The 26,749-nt window shown below is 69.9% G+C and carries 19 protein-coding genes and 8 pseudogenes; 19 read left to right on the forward strand and 8 right to left on the reverse strand.

The annotated features are described in order from the left end of the window. The first annotated feature begins 34 nt into the window (after positions 1-34). Positions 35-631, forward strand: a complete 597-nt coding sequence (locus JIW86_RS38900) for a helix-turn-helix domain-containing protein (protein ID WP_257559016.1) — start codon at positions 35-37, stop codon at positions 629-631. A gap of 159 nt (positions 632-790) precedes the next feature. On the opposite strand, the gene JIW86_RS38905 is transcribed toward JIW86_RS38900, so the two are convergent. Beyond that, a complete protein-coding gene (locus JIW86_RS38905) occupies positions 791-1,189 on the reverse strand; it encodes a hypothetical protein (RefSeq protein ID WP_257559017.1) in 399 nt (132 codons plus the stop codon). Here JIW86_RS38905 and JIW86_RS38910 point away from each other — a divergent pair. Together JIW86_RS38910 and JIW86_RS38915 are read left to right on the forward strand one after the other, a co-directional pair. Continuing rightward, positions 1,188-2,201 (forward strand): SPFH domain-containing protein, encoded by a 1,014-nt coding sequence (locus JIW86_RS38910; RefSeq protein WP_257559018.1) that lies wholly within the window; start codon positions 1,188-1,190, stop codon positions 2,199-2,201. The genes JIW86_RS38905 and JIW86_RS38910 overlap by 2 nt on opposite strands. Further along, positions 2,198-3,097 (forward strand): hypothetical protein, encoded by a 900-nt coding sequence (locus tag JIW86_RS38915; RefSeq protein WP_257559019.1) that lies wholly within the window; start codon positions 2,198-2,200, stop codon positions 3,095-3,097. Before JIW86_RS38910 ends, JIW86_RS38915 begins: the two co-directional genes overlap by 4 nt. Positions 3,098-3,749: 652 nt before the next feature. Here the strand turns inward: JIW86_RS38915 and JIW86_RS38920 are convergent. Further along, positions 3,750-4,061 (reverse strand): annotated as a pseudogene (locus tag JIW86_RS38920) (SDR family NAD(P)-dependent oxidoreductase); the annotation flags it as partial. A 235-nt stretch (positions 4,062-4,296) separates the two neighbouring features. On the opposite strand from JIW86_RS38920, the pseudogene JIW86_RS42275 reads away from it, so the two are divergent. Continuing rightward, positions 4,297-4,410, forward strand: a pseudogene (locus JIW86_RS42275) (IS5/IS1182 family transposase); the annotation flags it as partial. Positions 4,411-4,655: 245 nt separating this feature from the next. Further along, positions 4,656-4,982 carry a hypothetical protein gene (locus tag JIW86_RS38925; RefSeq protein ID WP_257559020.1) on the forward strand — a complete coding sequence of 109 codons (327 nt, stop codon included), beginning with the start codon at positions 4,656-4,658 and terminating at the stop codon, positions 4,980-4,982. Positions 4,983-5,057: 75 nt separating this feature from the next. Here the strand turns inward: JIW86_RS38925 and JIW86_RS38930 are convergent. Continuing rightward, positions 5,058-5,396: pseudogene (locus JIW86_RS38930) on the reverse strand (transposase); the annotation flags it as partial. A 115-nt stretch (positions 5,397-5,511) separates the two neighbouring features. Between JIW86_RS38930 and JIW86_RS38935 the strand changes: the two are divergent. Further along, positions 5,512-6,564 carry a ferritin-like domain-containing protein gene (locus JIW86_RS38935; RefSeq protein WP_257559021.1) on the forward strand — a complete coding sequence of 351 codons (1,053 nt, stop codon included), beginning with the start codon at positions 5,512-5,514 and terminating at the stop codon, positions 6,562-6,564. Positions 6,565-7,011: 447 nt separating this feature from the next. Here the strand turns inward: JIW86_RS38935 and JIW86_RS38940 are convergent, their stop codons facing one another. After that, entirely contained in the window at positions 7,012-7,557 is a 546-nt protein-coding gene (locus JIW86_RS38940; protein WP_257559022.1) for a hypothetical protein, read from the reverse strand. A 264-nt stretch (positions 7,558-7,821) separates the two neighbouring features. Beyond that, positions 7,822-8,409 carry a GNAT family N-acetyltransferase gene (locus JIW86_RS38945; protein WP_257559023.1) on the reverse strand — a complete coding sequence of 196 codons (588 nt, stop codon included), beginning with the start codon at positions 8,407-8,409 and terminating at the stop codon, positions 7,822-7,824. 183 nt (positions 8,410-8,592) lie between these two features. Between JIW86_RS38945 and JIW86_RS38950 the strand changes: the two are divergent. From JIW86_RS38950 to JIW86_RS38995, 10 genes and pseudogenes are all read left to right on the forward strand, one after another. Next, positions 8,593-9,889: pseudogene (locus JIW86_RS38950) on the forward strand (ATP-grasp domain-containing protein). Continuing rightward, the gene (locus JIW86_RS38955; protein ID WP_257559024.1) at positions 9,886-10,719 is read left to right on the forward strand and encodes a Rossmann-like domain-containing protein; all 834 of its coding nucleotides are present in this window, start codon (positions 9,886-9,888) and stop codon (positions 10,717-10,719) included. The pseudogene JIW86_RS38950 and the gene JIW86_RS38955 overlap by 4 nt, the downstream one beginning before the upstream one ends. Beyond that, positions 10,716-11,837: a PLP-dependent cysteine synthase family protein gene (locus JIW86_RS38960; protein ID WP_257559025.1), complete on the forward strand. Its 1,122-nt coding sequence runs from the start codon at positions 10,716-10,718 to the stop codon at positions 11,835-11,837. Before JIW86_RS38955 ends, JIW86_RS38960 begins: the two co-directional genes overlap by 4 nt. After that, a pseudogene (locus tag JIW86_RS38965) lies at positions 11,834-12,893 on the forward strand (dipeptide epimerase). Before JIW86_RS38960 ends, JIW86_RS38965 begins: the two are co-directional and overlap by 4 nt. A gap of 14 nt (positions 12,894-12,907) precedes the next feature. Next, complete coding sequence (locus tag JIW86_RS38970; RefSeq protein WP_257559026.1) at positions 12,908-14,164, forward strand: MFS transporter; 1,257 nt, start codon at positions 12,908-12,910, stop codon at positions 14,162-14,164. Then, positions 14,161-14,973: a class I SAM-dependent methyltransferase gene (locus JIW86_RS38975; RefSeq protein WP_257559027.1), complete on the forward strand. Its 813-nt coding sequence runs from the start codon at positions 14,161-14,163 to the stop codon at positions 14,971-14,973. The genes JIW86_RS38970 and JIW86_RS38975 overlap by 4 nt, the downstream gene beginning before the upstream one ends. Further along, positions 14,970-16,534: pseudogene (locus tag JIW86_RS38980) on the forward strand (ABC transporter substrate-binding protein). Before JIW86_RS38975 ends, JIW86_RS38980 begins: the two are co-directional and overlap by 4 nt. Next, a complete protein-coding gene (locus JIW86_RS38985; protein ID WP_257559028.1) occupies positions 16,531-17,478 on the forward strand; it encodes an ABC transporter permease in 948 nt (315 codons plus the stop codon). Before JIW86_RS38980 ends, JIW86_RS38985 begins: the two are co-directional and overlap by 4 nt. After that, positions 17,475-18,257: pseudogene (locus JIW86_RS38990) on the forward strand (ABC transporter permease); the annotation flags it as partial. The gene JIW86_RS38985 and the pseudogene JIW86_RS38990, both read left to right, overlap by 4 nt. A gap of 25 nt (positions 18,258-18,282) precedes the next feature. Continuing rightward, positions 18,283-19,782 carry an ABC transporter ATP-binding protein gene (locus JIW86_RS38995; RefSeq protein ID WP_257559029.1) on the forward strand — a complete coding sequence of 500 codons (1,500 nt, stop codon included), beginning with the start codon at positions 18,283-18,285 and terminating at the stop codon, positions 19,780-19,782. Positions 19,783-19,821: 39 nt separating this feature from the next. On the opposite strand, the pseudogene JIW86_RS39000 reads toward JIW86_RS38995, so the two are convergent. Together JIW86_RS39000 and JIW86_RS39005 are read right to left on the reverse strand one after the other, a co-directional pair. Next, positions 19,822-20,058, reverse strand: a pseudogene (locus tag JIW86_RS39000) (cysteine desulfurase); the annotation flags it as partial. A 502-nt stretch (positions 20,059-20,560) separates the two neighbouring features. After that, positions 20,561-21,064, reverse strand: coding sequence for a copper-binding protein (locus tag JIW86_RS39005; RefSeq protein WP_257559030.1), 504 nt, complete (start codon positions 21,062-21,064; stop codon positions 20,561-20,563). Between the two features lie 344 nt (positions 21,065-21,408). Between JIW86_RS39005 and JIW86_RS39010 the strand changes: the two genes are divergently transcribed. The 3 genes from JIW86_RS39010 to JIW86_RS39020 all read left to right on the forward strand — a co-directional run bounded on the left by JIW86_RS39010 (position 21,409) and on the right by JIW86_RS39020 (position 25,789). Further along, entirely contained in the window at positions 21,409-22,131 is a 723-nt protein-coding gene (locus JIW86_RS39010; RefSeq protein ID WP_257559031.1) for a hypothetical protein, read from the forward strand. Continuing rightward, a complete protein-coding gene (locus JIW86_RS39015) occupies positions 22,118-22,726 on the forward strand; it encodes a Fic family protein (protein ID WP_257559032.1) in 609 nt (202 codons plus the stop codon). Before JIW86_RS39010 ends, JIW86_RS39015 begins: the two co-directional genes overlap by 14 nt. Positions 22,727-23,122: 396 nt before the next feature. Beyond that, a complete protein-coding gene (locus JIW86_RS39020; RefSeq protein WP_257559033.1) occupies positions 23,123-25,789 on the forward strand; it encodes an RICIN domain-containing protein in 2,667 nt (888 codons plus the stop codon). On the opposite strand, the gene JIW86_RS39025 is transcribed toward JIW86_RS39020, so the two are convergent. Next, positions 25,770-26,573, reverse strand: coding sequence for a MerR family transcriptional regulator (locus JIW86_RS39025; protein WP_257559034.1), 804 nt, complete (start codon positions 26,571-26,573; stop codon positions 25,770-25,772). The two genes, JIW86_RS39020 and JIW86_RS39025, sit on opposite strands and share 20 nt — an antisense overlap. Positions 26,574-26,749 lie beyond the last annotated feature (176 nt).

Consider the following 26,749-nt stretch of genomic DNA (forward strand, 5'->3'; position numbering starts at 1 on the left):
CGGTGGAGCGGTGCGGCCGGAGGGAGCGGGAACGGTGACACGCGACGACCTGGACGGCACGTTGGCGGGGATGGGGCCCAGGCTGCGAGCTGCGCGCGAGCAGCACGGCGCCACGCTCGCCGGTATCGGCTGTGCGACCGGCATCTCGCCGAGCACGCTGTCGCGGATCGAGACCGGCCGACGCAAGCCCACCCTGGAGGTGGTGCTGCAGTTGGCGAAGGAGTACGGCGTCTCCCTCGACGCGCTGGCCGGTACCGCACCCGCCCCGGTGGCCGAGCCGCGCACCTCGACGCCGCTGAGCTTCGGCGACGACAAGGCGGTTCTGCCGCTCACCCGGTACGTCGGCGGCTTGCACGCCCACAAGCACGTACTGCCCGCCGTCGAGGATCCGCCCGCGCGGCCCCGGCAGGTCTCCCACGAGGGCTACGAGTGGCTGTGCGTTCTGTACGGGCGGCTCTGGCTCGCGCTGGGCAAGCAGGATCTTGTCCTGGCCGCCGGGGATGTCGCCGAGTTCGACACCCGCACCCCGCACGGGCTGGCGAACGCCGGCCCCGGCGGGCCGGTCGAGTACCTGATCTTGTTCGGGCCGCAGGGCGAACGACTGCGGCCGCGGACCACTGGCCCCCGGTAGCCCGACAACCCCCGTGACCGATCCAGACCCGGTACCGCTCAGCGACGGGCAGCGGCCGCAGGCCACCGGGCATCTTCGGCAGCCCATGCCCCGACCCTTGACCTGCGACCCGGCCGCAGCACTGCAAAGATCTTCAGAACTGCAGGACTGGGTCAGTGCTCACTGGTCGAGGCCGGCGGAACCAGGAATTTCCCGTAGCGCTGTGACTTTCGCCGTAGCCGCGCGCTGTCGGCCCTCCTCGCTGTCGGTGGCGCTGGTGAGGGCGTCACGGAGGTTCCTCTCCCAGCGGTGGAGCCACTCCGCTTCCGCCATCCAGCTGTGGCTGCTCGAGTGGTCGCGCACGATCAGCTGCACTACCCGCTCATGCGTCAGCTCTCCCGCGAGGACCCAGGAGACAGCGACTTCGGCCGCCTGCTGGCTGCTGAAATCGATCGACGAAGCCGGTGATGACGGGACCGGATTGCCGGGGCAGCGCCCCGGAAGCTCTCTTTTCGTCCTCTTGACGATATGGGCATGTCTCGTTATCGTCGCATTGACGAAATGAAGGGGGTTTGCCATGGCCGACATCACCCGGCGCTTCGGCTGGCGTCATCTGCGCTCCGCGCCCACCGCCCACATCCGCCACCACAAGCGCGGCCGACTTGTCCACGACGGGCGGGGGCTCAGTTTCTGGTACCGGTCGCTGTCGGCGGCGCTTTCCGAAGTGCCGGTCGACGACCGGGAGCTGGCCATGGCGTTCCACGCCCGTACGTCCGACTTCCAGGACGTCGCCGTGCAGGCCACCGTCACCTACCGGATCAGCGACCCGGCCGAAGCCGCGGACCGACTCGACTTCTCCGTCGACCCGGACACCGGGAGCTGGCGCGGCGCCCCCCTGGAGCAGATCGCCACTCTCCTGACCGAGACCGCGCAGCAGCACACGCTGGACGTACTGGCCCGGACTCCGCTGGCCGTCGCCCTGGTGGACGGCGTCGCCTCCGTGCGGGGGAGTGTCGCCGCCGGTCTCGCTGCCGAGCCCAGGCTCCCGGCCACCGGCATCGATGTGGTGACCGTGCGGGTCGTGGCGATCCGCCCCGAGGCCGAGGTGGAGCGCGCCCTGCGCACCCCGGCCCGCGAGCAGATTCAGCAGGAGGCGGACCGGGCCACCTACGAACGGCGGGCCGTCGCCGTCGAGCGTGAGCGTGCCATCGCCGAGAACGAGCTGGCCAGTCAGATCGAACTGGCGCGACGCGAGGAGCAGCTGATCGACCAGCGCGGCACCAACACCCGCCGCGAGGCCGAGGAGAAGGCGGCGGCGGACGGCATACGGACCGAGACCGAGGCGGCCCGCAAGGTCCGCCTGGCCCGCGCGGACGCCGAGGCGGCGCGCGAGACAGGCGCGGCGCGCGCCGAGGTTCAGGCTGCCTGGCTGCGCGTGCACGACGAAGCCGACACGGGCACGCTGCACGCCCTGGCGGCAACCCGGCTGGCGGAGAACCTGCCGCGGATCGAGAGCATCACGCTCTCTCCCGACGTCCTCACCGGACTCCTTACCAGGCTCGGACGTCCGGAAGGCGGCGCGGGCGCGTGAGCCTGGCCCCGCGGGTGGTGCTCGTGCACCGAAGGACCGAGTACGAGGAGCTGCTCGCCCGGCACGGGACGCACGGACAGGCCGCGTTCTTCCTCTCGAGCCGGGGCCGGTCGATCGACGAGGTGGTCCGCCGCCACGAGCGCACGCGGCAGGCGCTGCGGGAGGTGGCGGCGGCGGTGCCGCTCACCTGGCGCAGCTCCCGGGTGGAGCGGGCGGACCTGGACCGCTTCCTGTTCGCCCCGGAGGACGTGGTGGTCGTGGTCGGCCAGGACGGCCTGGTCGCCAACACCGCGAAGTATCTGCGCGGACAGCCGGTAGTGGGCATCGACACCGACCCGGGGCGCAACCCGGGGGTCCTGGTCCGTCACCGCTGCGCCGACGCGGCCGCCCTGCTGCGTGCGGCGACCGCCGCCGGGGGCCGGGCAGAGGAGCTGACCATGGTCGAGGCCGTCGCCGACGACACCCAGCGCCTTCTCGCGCTGAACGAGATCTACCTGGGTTCGCCCGGTCACCAGACGGCCCGCTACCGCCTGGGCTCCGACGGCGAGAAGGGCCCGGGCGAGGCCCAGGCATCCTCCGGGGTGCTGGTGGGCACCGGCACGGGCGCCACCGGCTGGCTGCGTTCCCTGTGGCTGGAGCGCGGCAGCCCCGCGGGGCTGCCCGCCCCCTGCGACCGGCGGCTCCTGTGGTTCGTGCGCGAGGCCTGGCCCTCCCCGACGACCGGAACGACGAAGGTCGCCGGTGAGTTGGGGAAGGGGCAGGGGCTGCAGCTGACCGTGGAGTCGGACCGGATGGTGGTCTTCGGCGACGGAATGGAGAGCGACGCCCTAGAGCTGACCTGGGGCCAGAGCGTCCGGCTGGGCATCGCGGGAACGTCGCTGCACCTGGTGACGTGAGCGCCCTGCCCGACCGGCTGTCGCCACTTCGGACCCACAGGAGGACGTGATCGGCGCAGGACGCATGCAGAGGATTGGCGAGAGCGGCGGCGCGCATGTCGTCGCCCAGCACCTGAACCTCCTGACAGCCGACACCTCCTGAAAGCAGACCTCGGGTAGTGCCCTGGTGGGCCGCCTTGTGGACGCGACCCTCCACTTCCTGAAGACGCCGCCCGCACCGCTGGCTTTGTTCATGAGAACGGGGTTCTGGCACAGATCTTGGGGAGTCGTGGCGGAGTGTCACGTCGATGTTCGATTGAAAGGAGACGGGTCCGAGTGAAGTGGCGTACGCCTTACTGCCTATCGGTCGGGAGTGACGCTGCGACCCTCATCTCAAGGGTCTTTCGAACCATTGAGGCTCGGTCATCGCTCATTGCGGTGTAAACGGTCACGATTGAGGCGACAGCCTCAATCTGGACCGATCCAACGAACCGCAGCCATGCGAGCTCGCAGAGTCCGTAGAACCGCCGGACGGTCAGCGGTGTCGACAGGCCACGGGTGCGGTAGCGCCGGGAGTGGATCAGGGAATTTCGTCGATGAGGCTGCCAACGATCTGCGGGGGCTTGTCGACCGAGACGTGGGGGAGATCGGTCCCTCCGCAGGCGGCGAAGGCGGGATCGACCCGGGTGGGTTCCTGCGGCATACCGCCGGTGATGCCGGCGTCGTTGACCAGCACGTCGAGGCGTCCGGCCTGTTCCTCGATCAGTCGTGCGGCGGCGGTCACGCTCGCGCCGTCGGTCACGTCCAGTGGGAGGCCGAACGCGTCGACGCCGGCCGCGCGCAGTCTCGCCATAGCGGTCGTACGGCGCTGATCGTCGCGGGCGCCGACGCCGATGCTCCAGCCGAGGGCGCCGAGGCCTGCGGCGGTCTCGTACCCGATTCCTTTGTTCGCGTCGGTGACCAGCGCAATCGTTCGTTCGCTCATGGGGCCATGCCCCGGTGAGGGTCCAAGACCGATAAGGCACGTTGGCTTTTGACAGGGGTTCTGCGAACGGCGACCTGGGGAAGCGTGACCGCCCGGAGGGGTTCGCAGAACTCTCGCATCTGATCATTCATGAGAACCCGTGGCGTCCCGGGCGTTGGCGATCGCGATGGTCACGGGCTCGCGCGGAGGTGGTTGCGTTCGCCGTTGTGGTCGAGGACGCACAGGACCTCGGCGGGCCCGGCTCATGCACGCACACCGACACGCCCGCGACTGTGAACGGCTCGTCCAACACTCCGAAGCCCTCATCACCTGGGCCGCCATCACCCTCATGACCCGCCGTATCACCCAGAAGAAGAAGCTCAGCGCCTCCACCCTCGTCAAGGCTGCCTTCGCCCAGCACCTCCGGCCAGGTCGACCGACAGAGCCGATGGGCAGAATGAAATTCGGAGGCGGCGAAGGCATATCAGGCGCAGCCGGTTGAAGCGAGGACCTGTCCGGTCTGCCCCATGCAACTCTGTCTCGCGGCCTGACCCACGACGGCGGGCAGCTTCACAGACTCGCCCGTCCGGCCTAGGCGCCGTGCATAGTGTGCTCATGGATCGATTCGTGGGTCAGGCCCGCCTCGAATGGTGGGCCAATCACTCGACTTGCCTTGAGATGTACGACATCGACATCACCGTCACTGTCGACGCGGTCGGCAGGTTGCGGGCAACCGGTCAGCATGCCAACGCCCTCGACACGACCCAGCGCGAGGGCTGGGACTTCCTCATGGAGATGGATCCCCACTTCTCCATTGCGTTTCCCGGCGAGGATCGCGGCGGGATCATGGTGCGAGTCGTCGAGGCAGAGAATGGAACCCTCTCGCTCACGGAGGCATCGGACTGGGACGGCTCCGCGAACGGCACCTTCGACCTCACCTGAGTGCAGCCCCCAAGGGCAGGAACCCGGCTTCGCTACCCTGCTACCGACTCCGGCGTATCGCCCTTTACTGATCTTTCAGAATGAAGTTCGGAGGCGGCGAAGGCATATGAGGCTGCAGGCCAGTTCGAGCAGGCCCTGGTGCAGATCCGCGCGTCGTTCGTAGCGGATGCGGAGCTGCTTGAACTGGTGCTGCCAGGCGAAGGCGCGCTCGACGACCCAGCGCACCTTGCCCAGTCCGGAGCCGTGTGCGACGCCGCTTCGGGCGATCATCGACTTGATGCCACGCTTCCACAGCAGGAGCCGGTACTTGTCGAAGTCGTTGCACCGATCGGCATACAGGCGCCGGGGCTTGCAGCGGGGGCGTCCTCGCAGGCCCCGAATCGCTGGGACGGCGTCCAATAGCGGCAGCAACTGGGCGGCCTGCCCCGATCGGGTGAACCGTCCGGGGGCTCGCCCGCACCTCGCTCGCCCCGCCTTGCCGGACGGATAGCGTTTCATCCTGTCTGTATACAAATGAGGCAGGTGTGGCATGACCCAGGTCCTTGAGTATGAGAGCAACGCCATCGTCGAGCTGCTGGGCGTTCTCCCGGCGGACCGCGATGCGGAGTGGCTGAAGAACTCCCTTCAGCAGGCGATCATGGTGGAGATCGCGACCATCGGTCCGTACGCGAGTGCCCTGTGGTCGATCAAAGAATCGAACACGGCGGTTGCCAAGAACATCCGGGAGATCATCTTCGATGAGATGACCCATATGGGACTGGTGTGCAACATGCTCACCACCATCGGAGGGACGCCGGTCCTCGCCGATCCCAAGGTGGTGCCGAAGTACGAGCACGCGCTGCCGGGGGGCGTGCGGCCCGAACTCATCGTCTTCCTGGAGGGGCTGACCAAGGACTCGGTCGAGATGTTCTCCGAGATCGAGCGCCCGGATCACCCGGTCGCCCAGTTCGGGACCTTCGCCACCATCGGGGCCTTCTATACCGCGATCGAAGAGGCGTTCGAGGTACACCAGCACCTGATCAGCGGCGACCGGCAGATCGACTTCTCCCTTGAGAGCCACGGCCAGGGCAACAAGATCGTTCCACTCGACAGCATCGAGAAGGTGCGAGCCGCGATCGGGATCATCAAGGAGCAGGGCGAGGGCACCTCAGCCTCACCCGAGAACCCCTTCCCCGGCAAGCCCGGCGAGCTGGCGCACTTCTATGTGTTCCGGGAGATGTTCCGCGGCAAGAAGCTGATCAAGGTGTCGGAGAATCCGGCCGTCTGGGACTTCAAGGGCGACGATGTCCCGCTGCCTCCGGCCTTCCCCATGGGGCGGGTGCCCGAGGGCGGTTGGGCAAATGGCGGGCTGAACGCGCCCACGCCCGAGGTTCAGCAGGTGCTCGCAGCGTTCAACACACATTTCAGCGCCATGTTGCGGGCGCTGGAGGCAGCCTGGCTGACGGGTGACTCGGACATGCTGTTCCCGGCGATCGGCCACATGGGCGGGATGCGCACCGAGGCGCGGAAGCTCGTTCAGCTGGAGCTGCCCGACGGCAGCGGGAAGACCTACGGGCCGGAGTTCCTGTACGCCGAGGAGTGAGAGGTCGCTTGCTCCCAGTGCTTTGTCGCGGCAGGTGTCGGCGTTGGCGGGGGTGGCGGCGTGCTCCGGTGGCTCGGAGGAAGCCGCGAGGCGGAGGCTTCCGCTTCGGCGCCTCCGGTGCGGACCGTGGCCGCTGCGAAGGCCACGCATCTGGACCCAGCACTTTCAGCTGCGACAGCGAGTCCCAGACGATCGAGTGGGGCGAGGACGTCGGTTAGTGGATCGACGTCACCGCCATCTTCGACTCGACGAGCTGCAGGGGAGTGGCACTGGACCCGAACAACACCTCCCTGGACTACTTCGGGCGTGCTGAAGGCGTCGGGGAAGGGCACCCGCCGTAGCTCAAGGGCACGTACGTGAAGTGAATAGGGGTTGATCGCCAGCAGCTGCCGGGAGTCACGGGCCCATGCCCGCGCCCCCTGGCCTGCCTCGTGTTCGCGACCGGGACTACTGCTTGTTCGTCGTCTTGTTCGCCAGGTCTTCCTGGAAGGGCTTCTCGCATGCGGGCCCGGTGTCGACGGCGATGAAGCTGACCCAGTCCGTCCCATCCACCCGGCCTTGGGGGTGGTGCCACGCCCTGATGTTCCAGCCGCCCTTGTTGAACGCCTTGTCGACCGACTGCCCCTCCTCGTGGCTCCTGCTCTCCTTCCAGCCCCCGTTGACCAGGGCGGTGACCGTGGTGTCGTAGGACTTCCTCGAGTCGGTGGCTTTCGCGCCGTCCGCCTGCCATCTGACCGTGCAGGACTTGAGGCCCGGCGGGACGTCGTCCGCGGGCTGCCTCGCGGTGAACCCGGCCGCCGTGGCGGCGGCTTCTATCTCCTTCCTCACCGCCTCGACGTCCAGGCTGCCGCCCGAACCCGCCTTGGCCGGGGCGGAGCCGCTGGCTGACGGTGCGTCACCGTCATGTCCCTGAGTCGAATCGCCTTCACTGCCGCACCCCGCGATCAACAGCACTGCACTGGCGGCCGCGGCCGCCCACCTCACCTTGCGCACGATGACGCATCCCCCTTTACGCCCGCGGACCCGTGCCCGCGATCAAGGCAGCAGTCTGCCACCGGCGCACGCCGGCGCGAACTGTGTTCGCTCACCGCCCGGATGGCGGTGCGGCCGCGGCCCGTCAGGGCGGCGGAAGCTCCTGTGCGGCCGGGGAGCTCGGCCAGGCTCGGCGGGTGGCGGCCAGGACCACTCCCAGACGGTATTGCCGACGGGGTCCGGCAGAATCACGGCTGGCGTGCGGCCTCCATCTGATCGGCCTGGTCAGCCGCTGAGCTGGCTGACGGTCGCCGCGACGGGGATCGGGATTTCGAAGTGGACCGTCCCGTAGCCGCCGTGTTCGCCCGTAGCGCGGGCGTCGCAGACCTCATCGGCGATGCTGCGCCAGAAGGCCTCAGCGCCCGGGATGTCGACGTTCGTGTGCAGGTAGATCGTGTCGTAGCCGGGGACGCCGGCGGCGAACTCGCAGGCCGTCCTGACCATGGCGCGCGCCAGCCCGTGCCTGCGGTGGTCCGGGCGTACGTACACCCGCAGGAGCTGCGCCGTGCGGCCCGAGGGGTAGCGCTCGGCGAGCCAGCGCGGGTGCGGGGGGTGTGCAGGGCCCCGGGAGTTCAGCGCGGTGGTGCCGACCACTTCTTCGCCCAGGGCGGCCACGACGAGGGTGTGGCGTGGGTGCGCGAGGTAGGTGCTGTCGATGTCGACGACGTCGTCGTGCCACTGGGGTACGTACCCGTAGTCGAACTCCCGGTAGAACGTGTCGAGCATGACGCTCCGCGCGCCGTGTGTGTCTTCGGGCCTGGCGTGCCGTACCACGTACGGCCCGGTCTCCTGGCCCTGCGTCAGGTCTCTCATGGCTCGGTGGCTCCCTTCCAGCACTCCGGTCTCGTGAGCGGCAGGCTACCGGAAATCCGCTCTATTGGAAATGAAAACGATTTCGGGTAACTTCCTCCTCGTTCGATGCGGACGCCTCCCGTCACGCGGTCCGCGCCGCAGCCATACCCCCACGTCCTGACGGCATTTTTGAGAGGAAGTCCCTTGGCGCATCTGCTGGTTGTCGAGAGCTGGGTGGGGTCGATGAGCAGGCTGCTGCCCAGGGCGATCGGGGAGGGCGGGCACGAGTTCACCTTCGTCACCCGGGACCTGCACCACTACCTGCGGGGCGCCGGGTCCGCCGGCCCGCACCCGTTGCTGGCCGCGCGCAACATCATCACCGCGGACACCAACGACATGGATGAGCTGCTGCCCCACCTGGAACGCCTGCACGCGGTGCTCGCCTTCGACGGGGTCGTCTCCTCCTGCGATTACTACCTGCCGGCCGTGGCCCGGATCGCCGACCGGCTGGGCCTGCCCGGTCCGACCGTCGAAGCCATCGAGGGAGCCTGCCGCAAAGACCTGACCCGCCGGGTACTGGCCGAGGCCGGGGTGCCGGGCCCCCGCTTCGCGCACTGTGCCGACACGGCGCAGGCCGCGGCCGCCGCCCGGGAGATCGGCTATCCCCTTGTGGTCAAGCCCGTGGACCTGTGCGCCGGCATGCTGGTCCGCGAGGTCCGCGACGAGCGGGAGCTGGAACTCGCCTGCCGGGCGCTGGCCGAGTTCCCGGTCAACGCGCGCGGGCAGGACCGTACGCCGTCCGTCCTCGTCGAAGAACTGCTCACCGGTCCCGAGGTCAGCGTCGAGACCGTCTCCTTCGGCGGTGTCACGGGCGTGGTCGGTGTCACGGACAAGAGCATCGGCGGAGCGCCCGCTTTCATCGAGACCGGTCACATGTTCCCGGCGGGCATCGCACCGGAGTCGGAGGGGGAGCGGTCGACACGGCTGTGGCCGCCGTGAAAGCCCTCGGTTTGGACCGCGTGGTCTGCCACACCGAGATCAAACTGACGCCAGAGGTCCCAAGGTGGTCGAGGTCAACCCCCGGCCCGCCGGTAACCGGATCACCGAACTCGTCCGGCACGTGACGGGCATCGACCTGGCCGCCGCCTGCGTGGACGTCGCCCTCGGCCGCACGCCCGACCTCACGCCGCGCCCGACCGGCGTGCACAGCGCCGCCATCGCCTTTCTGCTCCCCGACACCACCGGCACCCTCACCGGCATCCAGGGTGCCGACGAGGTCCGAGCGCAGCCTGGGGTACTGGAATTCACCCTCGCCGAGCCCGGCCGCGCCGTACGTGCCGCGACCAGCAACAACGAGTACCTCGGCCACATCATGACCGCCGACACCCGGGGATGCGGGGCCCGCGAGGCCGCCGAGCGGCTCATCGCGCACCTGCACCCCACGTATGAGGAGGGTTCGGCTGAAGAGTGTTCGGCCGAGCCGTCGGCGGTGCCCGCATGACCGCGCCCACCCTGCACGAGCCCGCCGTGCGCACCATCGACCAGCTCATCGAGGCGGTCTGCACCGGGAGTTACGGACCCGACCCCGCCCAGGAACGCATCGCGCTCGCCTTCACCACCGCCCAGGCGGTCCGGCACGCAGGCCGCAGCAGCGGATACCGCAACGAGGTGCTCAGCCTGCGCCTGGACGCGGCCGTCGGATCCTGCGCCGTGGAGCCGGGCGCCCTGCCCGCGGCGGCACTCGACGACTGCGTCGGAGCCTCGGTCGCCGAGCTCCTCGCTCACCCGATGCTTCCCGTGCGGGTCGCCGCGCTCGACGCGTACCTGAGCCGGGTACGCCCCCACACTCCCGATCACGGCGCCCGCCCATACGCCCTGCCGGCCGGCAGCTCCCTGCACAGGTCCAGAGCCCGCGCTCGCGCCGTGGTCGATCTGCTGCCGGTGACCGGGATCCGCCGGGTCCTCGTCATCGGAGTGGTCAACTCCCTGCTGGAACAGCTGCGCGAGCGCGGCGCCGGTTATGTGCCCTGCGACCTCAAGGGCGGCACCACCGAGTGGGGCGAGCCCGTACGGACCGATGCCCTCGCGGAGCTGGAGCACTGCGACGCGGTCCTCGCCTCCGGCATGACCCTCGGGAACGGAACCTTCCAGCCGCTGCTCGACCATGCCGGAGCCACCGGCAAGCCCCTGGTCATGTTCGCCCAGACCGGCAGCGCGGTCCTCCCACGCTTCCTGGGCGCCGGGGTCAGTGCCGTGTCCGCCGAGCCCTACCCCTTCTTCTGGCTCGACGGCGGTCCCGGAGTCATCCACCGCTACGGAGGCACCCGGTGACCGTCGCACCCCCGCTGTACCGCCCCCCGGCTCACAGCACGAACCCGGAGCTGCTGACGCTGGTCGGCCGCACCCCGCTCGCCCGGATCCGTACGGAACTGCCCTACGCCCACCCGGGCTTCTGGGCCAAGCTCGAGTGCCTCGGAGCCGGTGGGATGAAGGCGCGGTCCGCCGTGTCCATGCTGCGCGGTGCTCGGCAGCGCGGCGAACTCCGCCCGGGCGCCACCGTGGTCGAATCCACCTCCGGAACCTTGGGGATCGGCCTCGCCTTCGCGGGACAGGCTCTCGGACATCCCGTCGTTCTCGTCGGCGATCGCGAACTCGAACCGTCCATGCGGCAGTTGCTCCGCACCTACGGCGCACAGCTGGAGCTGGTGGAGCGGCCCGCCCCCGAGGGCGGCTGGCAGGCCGCCCGTATCGCCCGGCTCCGCGAGGTCCTGACCCGGATCCCGGATGCCTACTGGCCCGACCAGTACAACAACCCCGACAACGCGGCCGGTTACCTCTCCATGGCCGCCGAACTCTGCGGGCAGCTCGACCACCTGGACGTACTCGTGTGCAGCGTCGGCACCGGCGGCCACAGCGCCGGGCTCATCGGCCCGCTGCGCCGCCGCTGGCCGCGCCTGAAGGTGATCGGCGTCGACTCCGTCGGCTCCGCCATCTTCGGGCAGCCCGCCCGCCCCCGCCTGATGCGCGGGCTCGGCAGCAGCATCCACCCGCGCAACGTAGCCCACCATGCCTTCGACGAGGTCCACTGGGTGGGCCCGGCCGAAGCCGTTGACGCCTGCCGCCGGCTCGCCCGTACCAGCTTCGTCAGCGGCGGCTGGAGCACCGGAGCCGTCGCCCTGGTCTCCGCCTGGGCCGCCAGGGTCGAGGCCGGGGCGGTCGTGGCGACCGTGTTCCCCGACGGTCCCCACCGTTACCTCGGCACCGTCTACGACGACGACTTCTGCCACGCACACGGCCTCGACCGGGCCGAACTCGCCCTCCGCCCCCTGGAGATCGCGCACCCGCACGCGACCGAGGCCATCGGCTGGACCCGCTGCCGCACGGTCGTCGGCCCGCGCGCAACCGCTCGGCCGCACCTGCCCGCGCCGACGCGGGGAGGTGGCGCATGAGACTCACCTGGCACACCACCGAGCTGGAACTGGCTGAGCCGCTGCGCATCTCCCGCTCGGTGATGGCCTGCCGCGACGCGGTCTGGGTCGCGCTCGAGCATGGCGGCCTGACCGGCTGGGGCGAGGTGGTCAGTAGTGACTACCTCGGCCTGCCCACCGCTCGCATCGTCCGGCACCTCACCATGGCGCGCCCCGCCGTCGAACACCTTCCCGACCCCGAGACCGCGTGGGACGAACACGTGGCCGACTCGCTGGTCGGCTTGCCGGAAGCTGCCGGCCGGTGTGCTCGCCGGGATGGAGGCGGCCCTGCTCGACCTGGTCGGCAAGCGGGCGGGCCGGCCAGCCCACCAGCTCCTGGGTACGCACTCCGCACCGGCCGCGCAGACGGCCCGCACGATCGGCATCGTGCCGCCCGTACCGGCGGCCGCACAGGCGGCCCGCCTCGCGCTGAGCGGATTCACCGTCATCAAGATCAAGGCCGGATCGCCCGATCCGGAGGAGGACCTGGCCCGGGTGAGGGCGGTGCAGGTCGGAGCTCCCGGGGTGAGTCTGCTGCTCGATCCCAACGGGGCCTGGACCGAACGCCAGACGATCGACCTGCTGCCGCGCTTCGCCGAGTTCGGCGTCACCGCCGTGGAGCAGCCGATCGCGCCGGGCAGCCCCGACGCCCTGGCCCGCGTGGCCAAGGAGTCACCGGTACCCGTCATCGCCGACGAGGACGCCGTCTCCTGCGAGGACGCCGTCGCCCTCGCCGGACGGGTCCACGGAGTCAACGTCAAGCTCGCCAAGTGCGGCGGTGTACGGGCCGCCCTGCGCATCCACGACGCACTGCGCGGCAGCGGCACCGACCTCATGCTCGGCTGCCTCACCGCCAGCTCGCTCGGCATCGCACCCGCCGTGCACCTCGCCGACCGGGCTCGCTGGGTGGACCTCGACGGGCACTTGCTGCTCGCCGACGACCCCTGGACCGGCATCGGCGGCACGGACGGCACCGTACGGGCCGCTGACCGGGCCGGACTGGGAGTCCGGCGCACCCACATGGCGGTCGTCAGGTGAAGATCCTCAGCTCGATGAGGGGCTTCCCCCTCGCCGTGCGACTGCTCCTGGTCAACCAGCTGGGCGTCAACACCGGCTTCTACCTGCTGATCCCGTACCTCGCCACCCACCTCTCCGACGACCTGGGACTGTCGGCCGCCGTCGTCGGCGTCGTCCTGGGCCTGCGCAACCTCAGCCAGCAGGGCCTGTTCCTGATCGGCGGCTCGGCCGCCGACCGGCTCGGAGCCCGCGGGGTGATCATCGCGGGCTGCGCCCTGCGCACGGTGGGATTCGGCTTGTTCGCCCTCGGCGACAGCCTGCCGTTGCTGATCGCCGCGTCCATACTCAGCGGGCTGGCGGGGGCCCTGTTCAACCCCGCCGTGCGGACGTACGTCGCCCAGGAGGCCGGGGAGCGCAAGGCGGAGGCGTTCGCCCTGTTCAACGTCTTCGCCACCACCGGGGCGCTGCTCGGCCCGCTGCTCGGCACCCTGTTGCTGCTGGTGGACTTCCGGGCGGCAGCCGTCACCGCCGCCGGCGTGTTCGCCGTCCTGACCCTCGCTCAGCTGCTGGTGCTGCCGGCTGGTGAGGTACCGGCCCCCGACAGCAGCGTCCTCGCCGACTGGCGCGAGGCCGCGGGCAACCGCCGGTTCCTGGCGTTCTCCCTCGCCATGGTCGGCATGTACGGCCTGGAGAACCAGCTGTACCTGTTGCTGCCCCGTGCGGCGACCGATGCCTCCGGCTGGGGCGGCTCGGTCGGCCTGCTTTTCCTCGCCGGGACCGTCGCCAACCTGCTGTTCCAGCTGCGCATCACCCGCGCCCTGAAGGCCCGGGGGAGCCGGGGGCGCTGGATCGCCACCGGCCTGGGCGTCATGGGCCTCGGATTCCTGCCCCCGATGCTCGTGGCGGGCACCTCCACCGCGCACCCCCTGCGCCTCCTGCCGGTGCTCGCCGGGGCCCTGCTGCTGCACATCGGTGTGATGGTCGCCCAGCCCTTCGTGATGGAGCTGATACCGGCCTTCGGGCGCACGAGCCTGACCGGCACCTTCTACGGCCTCTTCTACGCGGTCTCCGGAATCGCGGCGGCTGCCGGCAGCGCGGCCATCGGCTGGTCCATGGACACCGCCGGCCACACCGGCCTGACCTGGCTGCCGTACATCTGCTGCCTCGCGCTCGGCCTGACCTCGGCAGCGGCCGTGGCGCACCTGCACCGAAGACGAGCCCTGTCCGCCGACCGGGCCCCGAACCCCCTACCCCCTCGAACCCCAGCACGCCCCCGAAGCGAGACCCGATGACCAGCGGCAACCTGCTCACCGACCACCCCGCGCTCTACGAGGAACGCTTCCCCGACCCCGAACGGCTCGCCGCCCGCTGGACCGAGGACGTACTGGCCCGCCACGGTGCCGGTCCCCGCGTGCTCGACGTCGGGTGCGGCACCGGCCGCGACGCCGCCTGGCTGCACCACCGGGCCGGGCGCGAGGTCACCGGAATCGACACCTCGCAGGCCATGCTGGCCCACGCAGGCACGCACCACCCCGGCCCCGGCTACCACCTGGCCGACATGCGGGACTTCGACCTCCGGGCCACCTTCGACGCCATCGTCTGCCTGGACAGCGCCCTGCTCTACTGCCACACCAACGAGGACCTCACCGCTTTCCTCGCCCGCTGCCGCGCCCACCTCACCCCCGGCGGGCTGCTCGTCGCCGAAATGCGCAACGGGGCGTTCTTCCTCGGCAGCACCGAACTCCTCGACAGCCCGCGCACCGCCTCGTTTGCCTGGCGCGGCACCACGTACACCTCCCACACCACCCTGTGGATCGACCACGGCGCACAACTCCTGCGCCGCCGAAGGACCTGGGCCGCCGACGACGGCTCCCTCGCGGACGAGCAGCACTCCGCCTGGAGGCTCCTCTTCCCGCAGGAACTCCGGTACTTCCTCACCACCGCCGGGTTCGAGGTCCTCGCGCTGCACGACGGACCCGGCCCCCGCACCGACCCGCCGTGGAGCGAAGACGAGGCCCCGCACGGGACCACGAGTGCCGACCGCCTCCACCTCATCGCCCGGCTCACGCCCCACCCCAGCAACGGAGACACCCCCGCATGAACGACGCCCGCTCCAGCCTCGCCCGCAGAGGCTTCCTCATCGCCACGGGCGCCACGGCCCTCGCCTTCACCGCCGCCTGCGGCACCGGCGCCACCACCCCGGACGCCAAGAACGCCGCAGAGGGAGCCCCCAAGCGCGGCGGCAAGCTGCGCGCAGCCTTCGCCGGTGGCGGCGCCAACGAGACGCTCGACCCGCACGCCGCCAACCTGTTCGTCGACGCCGCCCGCGCCAAGGCCCTCTTCGACAAGCTCGCCGACTTCGGCGCCGACCTCGCCGCCGTCCCCAGGCTCGCCGAGCGCTGGGAGCCCAACGAGAGCCTCGACACCTGGCGCATCACCCTGCGCAAGGCCGCCTTCCACGACGGCAGGCCGGTCACCGCCGAAGACGTCCTCTACAGCTACCGCAGGATCGCGGACCCGAAGGGCACCTTCCGCGCCAAGGCATCCATGGAGCCCATCGACCTCGACGCCAGCCGGGCGGTGGACCTGTCCACCGTCGAGTTCAAGCTCAAGCGCCCGTACGCCGAATTCCCCAACGTCCTCGCGGCCTTCGGCGCGTACATCGTGCCCAAGGACGCCACCGCCTTCGACAAGCCCATCGGCTCCGGACCGTTCACCTTCGTCTCCTTCAAGCCGGGCAGCTCCCTCGTCGTCAGGCGCAACGAAGCCTACTGGGAAGGCGCCCCCACCTGGAGGAGCTCGAATTCGTCGTCGCCGGCGAGGAGTCGGCACGCGTCAGCGCCCTGCTCGGTGGTCAGGTCGAGTACGCCCACGAGCTGAACCCGGCCACCGCCCGCACCCACGAGGGCAAGGGGAAGATCGACATCGTCCGCCTCCCGGGCAGTGCGATGCAGGGCTTCGTCATGAAGACGGACCGCCCGCCGTTCAACGATCCCCGGGTCCGCCAGGCCTTCTTCCTCATCGCCGACCGCAAGGAACTCGTCGACGGGGCCCTCTCCGGCGCCGGCGAGATCGGCAACGACCTGTTCGGCAAGGGATACCAGTACTATCCCGCCGGCCTTCCGCAGCGCGCCCAGGACCTCGACAAGGCCCGCGCCCTGCTCAAGGAGGCCGGGGCCGAGGGCCTCAAGGTCACCCTCGACACGGCCCCCGCCGCCACGGGCTTCGTCGAGGCCGCCGGCATCTTCAAGGAGCAGGCCGCCAAGGCCGGAGTCACCGTCGAGATCAAGGTCGGCAACAAGGACACCTACTGGAAGGACATCCTGAACACCGGCACCTTCGCCTCCTACCGCTCGGGCGCCATGCCCATCGAGTCCCACATCTCGCAGCGGCTGCTGACCGGTTCCACCACCAACGCCACCAAGTGGCAGCAGAGGGACTTCGACGACCTCTACCAGCAGGCCCAGTCCACCCGCGACGTCACCCAGCGCGGCGCCCTCTACGAGCGGATGCAGCGCCGCCTGTACGACGAAGGCGGCTTCCTGATCTGGGGCTTCGCCGACTGGATCATCGCCACCGTGCCCAAGGTTCACGGGGTGTCGAAGCAGGCCCCCGCCAACACCCTCGACTGGGCCCGCTTCGACAAGATCTGGCTCGCGTGACACCGCACCTTTCATGGATCGGCCGTCGCCTGCTCCTCGGCCTGGGGCAGACGGCGGCCGTCGTCCTGTTCATCTTTGCCCTCACCGAGGCGCTGCCCGGCGACGCGGCCGTCGCGCTCGCCGGGGACCAGCCCGATCCCGTCCGTATCGCCCGCATCCGCGAGACGATGGGCCTGGACCGGCCCGCCGCCGAACGCCTCGCCGACTGGGTTGCCGGCCTCCTGCACGGCGACCTCGGCACCTCACTGGTCACCGGACGGCCCGTCACCGGCTACCTGGCCGCCGGACTCGGCTCCACCCTGCTCCTGGCCGCCGCGACCCTCGCCTTGCTCGTCCCCCTCGCGGTCGGCCTCGGGGTCCTGGCGGCCCGCCGCGAGGGCGGCCCGCTCGACCGGACCGTCAGCGCCCTGACCCTCGCCGTGCACGCCGTACCGGAATTCGCCGTCGGGGTCCTGCTCGCCACGCTCTTCGGACTGTGGCTGGGCTGGCTGCCGCCCACCGCCGCCGGCGCCGATGTGTTCACCGAGCCCGCCGTCCTGGTCCTGCCCGTCGTCGTCCTCCTTTCGCGGCCCGTGTGCACCATCAGCCGCCTCGTGCGCGCCGGGATGATCGACGCGATGGCATCGCCGTACGTCGCCCAGGCCCGCCGCTACGGAGTCTCCGGCACCCGGATCATCTGGACTCACGCCCTGCCCAACGCGCTCGCCCCCGCCATCCAGCAACTGGCCCGCACCTGCGATTGGCTCCTCAGCGGGGTCATCGTCGTGGAGGCACTCTTCGTGATTCCGGGCCTCGGCACCGTACTCATCGAGGCAGTCGCCGCCCGGGACCTCCCCGTCGTCCAGGGCATGGCCGTCGTCTTCGGCATCGTCACCGTGGCGGTCAACCTCGCCGCCGACCTGGCCGCCCGCCGTTTCGCACCCCGGTCCGAGGTGGCGGCATGAAGCAGAAAAGACCATCGAGGTCCGTTCTCGCCCTCGTGCTGATCGGCCTCCCTGTCCTGCTCGCCCTGGTGGGACCCTTCGTGGCGGGCCCGTCCGGTCCCCGCTCGGTCTCCTTCGCCTCTTCCGAAGGCCACTGGCTCGGCACCGACTTCAGCGGACGCGACGTATGGCACCAGGTGCTCCTCGGCGGTCGCTCCGTCGTACTCGTGGCGATCGCGGCCACCGCCCTCGCCTACCTCGTCGCCATCCCGCTGGGCCTCACCGCAGCCCTCACCCGCCGCACCTGGCTGGAAGAGACTCTGATGCGCCCCCTGGACGTGGTCATCGCAGTCCCCTCACTCCTGCTGGTGCTGCTCGTCGCGGCCACCCTCACCCCGGGACCCGCCGGACTCACCGTCCTGGTCGGCCTGGCCGCCGTACCCGACGCCGCCCGGGTCGTGCACGCGGCGGCCGTCGAGATCGCGTCCCGGCCGGCCGTGGAAGCGCTGCGCATGCAGGGCGAATCCTGGTGGCGCACGGCCGTCGGGTACGTGGCCCGCTCCATGCGCCGCACCCTCGCCGCCGACGCCGGAATCCGGCTCACCGGAGCCCTCTACCTGGTCGCGACCGCCGCCTTCCTCGGCGTGGGCGTACAGCCGGACGCCGCCGACTGGGCGGTCATGGTCGACCGCAACCGCACCGGGCTGTTCCTCCAGCCCTGGGCCGTGGTCGTGCCCGCCCTGCTCATCGCAGCCCTGTCGATGGGCACCAACCTCCTGTTCGACGCCGTCCTCCAACGGCACGGCCCCCGGAAGGAGCGACACGATGACCCTCGTCGCACACGTGCGGGACCTGCGCGTGGAGATCGGCGGACGGGCGATCGTGGACGGCGTGAGCCTCGCCGCACACGCCGGCAAGATCACCGCTGTCATCGGCCCGTCCGGCAGCGGCAAGACCACCACCGGGCTCGCCCTCCTCGGCGAATACCCGGCCGGCGCCGTGGTCGACGGCGCGGTCCACGTACCCGCAGGCCCCGTCGGATACATACCCCAGCACCCGGCCTCCGTCCTCAACCCGGCACGGCGCGTCGGCGCCCTGCTCACCGACATCTCCGCCCGCCAGGGAGGCAGCCGGCGCGAGCGCAGGCGCCGCGTCGAACAGGCCCTGCGCCTCGCCCAGATTCCGGACCCCGAGGCCGTGCTGCGCCGCTTCCCGCACCAGCTCTCCGGCGGACAGCAGCAGCGGGTCGTCCTGGCCCAGGCATTGCTGCTGGGCGCGCGGGTCATCGTCGCCGACGAACCCACCACCGGCCAGGACGTCCTCACCAAACAGGGCATCGTGGCGGAGCTCGCCGCAGTGGCCGCACAGGGTATCGCCGTCATCCTGCTCAGCCACGACCTGGACGTCGTAAGGGAACTGGCCGACGAGGTCGTGGTGATGCGGGTCGGCAAGGTCGTGGACCGAGGGCCCGTGTCATCCGTCTTGGAGGATCTCGTACCGGAGAAGCCGCGCGTTGCGCGAACGCCCCGCCCGCGCGGTCCGAAGCGTCTGGAGACGCGGAACCTGACCGCACGGCACCGCACCACGCAGGGAGCCGCCGAGGTGCTGAGCGACATCGAGGTCTCGCTCGCGACAGGGGAGTGCCTGGCGCTCGTCGGCCGTTCCGGCAGCGGCAAGACCACCCTCGGACGCTGCTTGGCCGGGCTGCATCGCGCGTACGAGGGCACGGTGCTGCTCGACGGGCTGCCGCTGCCGCGAAGTCTCCGTTCCCGCACGCGCGCCGAACTGGCCGCCGTGCAGTACGTGTTCCAGGACGCGAAGGCGGCCTTCGACGAGCACCGGCCGGTCCTGGACCAGGTCGCCCGCAGCGCGGTACGGCTCCGCGAAGCCGTACCGGCGGACGCGCGGCGTACGGCCCTGAGCACCCTCGGTGAGTTCGGCCTCACCGAGAGCCTCGCCGGGCGCCGCCCCGGAGAGCTCTCCGGCGGCGAACTCCAGCGAGCAGCGCTGGCCCGGGCACTGCTGGCGGAGCCGCGCGTCCTCATCTGCGACGAGATCACCTCCGGCCTGGACACGACCACCCGGACCACCATCCTGGACTCCCTCGCCCGGCTCAGGGACAACAAGGAACTCAGCCTGGTGTTCATCACCCACGACCTCGCCGCCGCCGGAGTCCTCGCGGACCGGATCGCGGTTCTCGACGCTGGGCGCATCGTCGAGGCCGGCCCGGCCGATCAGCTGATCGAGATGCCGAAGCACACCATCACCCAGGAGCTGCTGTCCGCCTCGCTGACGGCGCTGCCGGACCGCGCGCCGAGACGCTGAAGGCGCCGGATGGCGCTCGGTCACCAGGTGGAGGGATGAGGTCACGATGCTGCTTCGGCGCTGCATGGCGGAGTCCGCCGTGAGGCTGGTCCGGCAGCCAAGGACCTCGTACGCGTCCAGTGTGCTCAGCCCGTCCGCGAGCAGCTATGCAAGCGCCGGGGTCCAGCGCTCGATACAGTCGGTTTCCGCGGCGTCCAGCCCGTCGAGAGCGGCCGCCAGGCTCGCGATCCCCGCCGTGTCGGCCGTGTTGGGGAAGGCGAGGACGCCACCAGGCTGCGGCAGGCCGGACAGGAAGACCGTGCGGCGTGTCGATCGAGGCGAGAAAGGCTCGAAGATCCACTTGATCACAGAACGGACAGCCACCTGTTCCAGCAGGATGTGGGCAGCGGCGCGATCGCCCACATCCGCAGCGGTGACCAACACGCCCAGCAGCAGGCCGAGGGTGTCGAGGCCCTGCATCCAACCCGGCACCGGCAGCAGCGGCCGCACCACCACCCACTCCGCGTCCGTCATGTCGCTCGGATACCGACGCTCTCGCAGGCGATAGTCGGCAGCGTTTCCGAACCAGCGAGTCAGACAGTCACACTCCCGAGTACCCGCGGTGGACTGCACGGGCATCGGCACGCAAGACTGCGACACCAGGGCCTCCTGATGCTCGGTGATTCGACACCAGCGAGCTGTTCAGGCGGCCCTCCTCGCATGCGCCGAGCACCCGACGACCACCCAATCGAGATGGCCGTTCGAGCACCAGTCCCCAGAGCATTACGACAAAAGCTACTTACGCGTCGGGGTGCTCCGGCAGCGCGAGCCAGTCCGACCAGGAGATCTCCCGGCCGAGGAAGCGCGGCTGCTCGAACGGCCAGTCGGCGGCGATCCACCGCGGCACCAGCTCGTCGAGGGCCTGCTCGACCTTGCTGTCCACCAGCTCGTCCACCACCCACCAGGAGATCTCGCCGTCCGCGCCGGCCCTCTCCGGTGGGTCGATGTAGACGCAGCCGAGCAGAGCTGTCTCCTCTGCGTCGAACAGCGCGTAGTTGAAAGACTGGTGTGCGGCGATCTCCTTCTCGTGCCGCAACAGGTCGGCCTGGTCGGCCTCGTAGGTCATGGTGGCCGCGGGCCAGCCCCAGGCTGGGCCGTAGATGGTCCACAGCCGTTCGCGCGAACCCATCACAGCCGGATAGTCGAGCGGGGTGTCCGTCTCCCGGATCGGCCGCAGGTGATGACCACTGCCCGGCAGCGGTACCAGGACGGGATGGATGAAGATATCGGGGAGCCAGCTCATAGCGCCCGACCGTAGCAGCGCGCGGCCCTCCGTTCCTTTGGATTTTGCCCGTATACCGCCAGGCCCTGCTCGCATGCTGGGCAGTGCCCGCGATCACCCGATCGAGACTCCCGTTCGATCGACAGACTCCATGATCGGTATGGCAACGGCTCCGACAACGCGGCGAGGTGCCGTAGCTGGCGTCGTGCGCCCGCCGGGGATTGCGGGACAGCCCTTAGGCGGTCTTGAAAACCCTTCGCGATTCCAGAGGCCTCGGGCCGAGACTGGTGGGCGATCACATCGGACAGGAAGAGTGGCCAGCGCTGACGTACAACCGTGACACCCTGCCCTTCCCTGCGAACCGTGTGCCCCGCATCACCTACGAGGGCATTCGGAACTGGGATGAATTCGATCCGGCCCGCCACCCGTTCGCCTGGGATGAGGAGGAGGAAGACCACCTCCGTTCGCTGGTCCGCGAGTGGGTGCCACCCGTGCTCTCCGGTATGGCCGGCTGGTGGCAGGGCGAACGCTGGTGTGAAAGCCAGGTGGACGCGATCGTCCGGGAGCGATACGGCACCTGGGCCTGGGGATGGAGCTGGTGCTACCGCGACGGCGGGCCCATCGGCAACTGGGTCAGTGGGGCGAGCTCGGTGACGACCCCCGACGAGACCGCGGCGCGCGCCGTAGCCGCGCTGTTGGAGTGGCGGGAGTGGCTGGAGCGGACGGCCCGGCGCTTCGCCGAACTGGCACCGCCATCGGACGCCTCACCCGAGGACCGCAGCTGGCACCTGGAGCGGGCCTGCGTCCGGCTCGTGACCCACACGCTGGACTCGGGCGCGGAGGGCGGCTGGTACGGCCAGGCCTCGATCGTCCTGGGCTGGTTCCTCACCAGCACCGGCATGGACCGGGCCGAAGCCGCGCGGGCGGTGGGGAGCGCGATCGGTGGCCGGTTCAAGAGCTGGGTCACCCCGGAACGGACGCTGATCGAATCCGTCGGCGAGGACCTGGCCACCAGCCTCACCGGCCACGCCCCGTACCGTGACCACCGTGAGAGGGCGGCGCTGGAGGATCTCCATGACCGCTACTGACAGCCTTTCGGTCTGGCTGCGCGTGCGCCGTGAGGCCGACTGGCACAGCGCACCGGCCCTGCAACGGGTCCCGCGCGACCGCGACGGGTTCCGGTCCTGGTGCGAGGGACCGGTGCGCCGGCGCGACCCGATGCGCGCCGAGCGCCTGCTCGCCGCCCACGCCCTCGCCCGAGAAGATGCCGCACGCCGCACCCCGCTGGACTTCGCCCTCCTGGCCGGTTGGCAGCGTGTAGTCCTCGCTGCAAGAGGGGCACCGTTCCGCGCGAGCGACGCCTATGCGAAGGCCGGCCGCGAACGCTACGGCCGGACCCCTCACACGCAGGCCGACTTCGATTCCTGCCTGCGCGAGACGACCGACCCGGACATCCCGCTGGCGGCCCGTGCAGCCCGCGCCTACCTCGACGTGGCGTTCTTCCACCCATTCACCGATGGCAATGCCCGCGCCGCACTGTTGACCTTGGTCCACGTTCTGGCCCGTGAGGACATCGTCCTTCCCGAGGTCGGCCCCCTCCAGACCACCCGCTACGCGGATGACCCGGCCGGCGCCGCTGACCTTGCCGTTCTCATCGGGGTGCTCAACCGCCGCCGAGACTGAAGCGTTCGGGCGAGAGCACCGACGACTTCCGCCAGGCTTCAACAAGCCATGGCGGGCTCAAGGGATCGACGCACCACTCACGGATGACCGGCGTGCTTTTGCCAGGGCCGGTCGGGGGAGCGGCGGTCCGTCCCGACGGCGAGTGGCCCGGGTCCGGAGGGTGAGGCAGCACGCTCTCCCAGCAGCGGGGCGCAGCGCACCAGGCGGCGCCGGTCGTGCACAAGGTGCCGGTCTGGGTACGTCCGCGTAAAGTCCAAGGTGGAGCACTTGGGGGCCTCCCCGACGCCACGCCGTGTCGCAGATTCACGCGGTCATCGCCAGCGGGGGATATTTCGCCAATGGTCGCTTCCGGCTGTGCGTGCGTCGGTTGCGGGCCTTCAGAGAGGACAGCCACCGATGGCACCTCGACCTGAGCAAGTCTTTTACATCGTGAGCCGGGCGACGAACACCGACCAGACGTTCGTGCTGGGCGTCGACGGTGACGGGTCGCGGCCGGGAGCCGCAGTCACCCTCGGGCCGCTGGACCCCACCCGCGCGCAGAGCCAACTGTGGAACATGACCGTCGACGGTCGCATCCTGAGCCGGTTGAACGGTATGGCGCTCGCGGGCAACGAGCGGCGGCAGGTCGTGATGCAGACCGCCACCGACCGGCAGTCCCGCTCGTGGAAGGTGAACGGCGACGGGCGCATCACATGCCCGGGCGCCGACCTCGTGCTCGCGCTCGCCGGCGGTGCGAGTTCCGGCCAAGAGCTGCTCATGGCCCCGGAGGACGATCAGGACGTGGAGGGCCTGCAGCATTGGACCCTCGCGGCGCCACCGGCGCCATCGGCGCCAAGCACCGCGGTCCCGCCTCAATGGGTCTATATCAGAAGCGCGCTCACGCAGGCGGACGGAAGCGCGTGCCTGCTCAACATCCCGGGCGGCTCGACCACTCCGGGCACCAGAACGATCGTCTGGCCGGTGCTGAGCCAAGTCGGCCCCAACGAACTGTGGCAGATCATGCCGGACGGCCGGATCGTGAGCGCCCTCGACAGCAACCTGGTGCTCATGCTCGGCCCGCCCAACGACGGTGAAGGCGGGGGATTTTTCGTCAAGGTCGACACGCCGCAGGATCCTCTGCCCCTGACACAGGTGTGGGACCTGTCCACCATGCCGAACCGGATCCGCAACGCGTTCTCACTCCAATGCCTCGTTCCTCAGGGCGGCACGAGCGGGCCGATCACCCTCGACGGGAACAGCGTCCTGGCCGCGGCGGGCACCTGGAGCGACAGCTACGAGTGGACCGTCGCACCGGTCACCCGGCCCAGATGGGTGTTCTTCGAGAGCGCGCTCACGCAGGCGGACGGGAGCGCGTGCGTCCTCAATGTCCAGGGTGGGTCGACCACTCCGGGCAGCGACGTGATCGTCTGGCCGATCACGCCCCAGTTCGGCTGCCCCAACGAGATGTGGATGCGGACGTTGGACGGGCGGATCCTGAGCGGTCAGAGCAACGGTCTCGTGCTCACCGCGGGTCCGACGAGCGGCGACGGCAACCAGGTCACCGTGGACTCGCAACAGGACCCGTTGCCGCAGACTCAATTGTGGGACCCGTTCACCGCACCGCCGCAGATCCGCAACAGGTCCACGGGGGAGTACCTCGTGCCGCAGGGCGGAACATCGGGCCCGATCGTCCTCGACGGCAACAACGTCCTCACCGCGCCGGGCACCTCGAACCCCAGCTACATGTGGTCCCAGGTCCCGTCCGCGTCGCTGGCGACGCTCATGGCGCAGCCGGCGGTGCCCTTCGTGACGTTCTCGGGCGGCCAGGCCGCCGCGTACGCATGCATCAACAGCAGGCTGGGCATCGCGTCGCTGCGCGCCGAGTACTACAACCTCACGGTCACCCTCGCCGACCACGGCTCTCGGATCGCGTCCTGGGCGCAGCCGCCCGACGGCCAGGGCATCTCGCAGACGGACTGGGATGCGGTCCGCGACCAGCTGCTCGTGGAGATCACCTATGCCGATGCCACGCGCAACCTGTTCGCCAACTACGGGACCTTCCACATGGAGCTGTTCGAGGACGACGGCTTCCTGCTCAACAAGTTGATCTCGGACGCCGGCATGACGGTGGACGGGGGAAGCATCGTCCAAGGAATCATTTTCGCCGTCATGGACGGTCTGACGTACGCCGGGCTGAGCGCCATGGGGGACGAATTCGCGGTCGCGGGGAACCTGATGCAGATGGGCGTGGAGGTGGGGGAGGCCGTCGGCTCGAGCGGCGCCATCTCGCCCAACCCGTTCCAGGTGACGGTTTCCGAATTGTGGAACCAGCTGAGCATCAGTTTCGAGGCGCTGCTGGACGGGATGGGGGTGCTGGAGAACGCGATTCTGCAGGACTGGGGGAAACTCCAGAGCCTGTACGCGATGACGCAGCAGCAGAGCGGGGGCGACAGTCTGTACTGGGACCCAAACACCACCGGACGGCTCGTCCGTGCCGCGCGCATCGGCTACACACGGTCCGCGCTACAGATCCTTCTGCCCGTCAAGTACCAGATCTACCACTGGAAAGGTCTGCAGGACCTGCCCGAATCCATCATGTGGCAAACGGATGGGACCACCTACTACATCGCGGAGATCGCCAACTACGACGCGTACCCGACCGAAGACATGATGGATCAGGACGTCTGGAGCACAGGCGTGTCGAGGAGTGATTTCTTCCGGGACTCCGCCGACTGGGGATTCATCACGTCGACGGAAATCGGGAACGTCTGGTTCGTGCTGACGTTCTGCAACCAAACGCCGAATCTCCTGCGCCTCACCGGCTCCACCACGGGTAGCTTGGATGTGAACCCGTTCCAGCGCGTCAGCGTGAACTTCGCCAAGGACGTCGGCTGCCAGTACTCCGTGACGGACCAGAACAACAACGGCAAAGAGGTTGGGCAGTTCAAAGTGTTGCAACTCGAGAGCAGTTTCTACATCACCTCGCAGAGTGCTGTTTCCGGCTACTGCATTTCGGAGCCACTCGGCACCCAGGGCTTCGTCCGGTGCCCTCCGGCAGGGCAGATCACGCTCTCGCTCGGCTGACCCTTCGTCCGCTACTGGGCACCGCGATGCCGGCTGCGCGCAGGTGTGCCTCGACCAGCGTGTTCAAGCGGGCGATGGACGGTGACTGGTCTTCCCGGTGGTGGTTGACCATTGCGTACCGGGAGGCGGCGTCGGACTGGTTCCCGAACCCGGTCGGCATCGCCAGCAGCTCACGGTTGGTCAGCAGCTTGTCGGCCAGGGTGGATGCCAGCTCCTCGATCCGTGGGTCGTCCGGATCCCAGGCCCTCGCATCCCAGCCGCGCTTGGTCAGCTCGACGGACTCGGGATCGTCCAGCGAGTGTTCGAGCCGGGTCAGGAAGCTGTCGAAGATCTCCGGGACCAGCGCGCGGGCCAGCACCAGGGCCTCCCGTTGGCCGGCCACGTAGTCGGGGCCGAAGCCGAGTTCGGCGAGTCGTTCCAAGACCGCGCAGGCCCGGTCGGGCAGCAGGGCCCGGTCGCCGTGGTCGAGGCGCTGCAGCCTGTCGCGGCGCGCGATCAGGTCGTCGATCCGTTCGGTGAGCTGGTGATGTACGTCGTCCAGGGTCGCGGCGAACGTCCGGGGGTCGGCGTCGAGCAGGTCACCGATCTCGGCCAGCGGCACGCCGGCCGCGGCCAGGGTCCGTACCTGGACCAGCCGGAACAGCTCGCCCGACCGGTAACGGCGGTAGCCGGAACCGTCGCGTTCCGGCTCGGCGACCAGGCCGAGCCGGTGGTAGTGCCGCACTGTCTTGATCGTGACGCCAACGAACGCCGCCGCCTGACCGATCGTGAGCCCATCTGCCATCGGGTCGGCGTACCTCCGGATCGTGGGCGGCTGCGGTCTCGCGCACCGCGTCGGCGACGGCCGGGAAGTCCGGACGATCACTGGGGGCGAGGATAGCGCGATAGGGGGTTGATAGGGGATTGACCTTGACCTTGGGTCAAGGCTGCAGGCTCTTCACATGGCCGCTCGAAGGGCCA

The organism is Streptomyces sp. NBC_00162 (assembly GCF_024611995.1).
Lineage (GTDB): Bacteria > Actinomycetota > Actinomycetes > Streptomycetales > Streptomycetaceae > Streptomyces.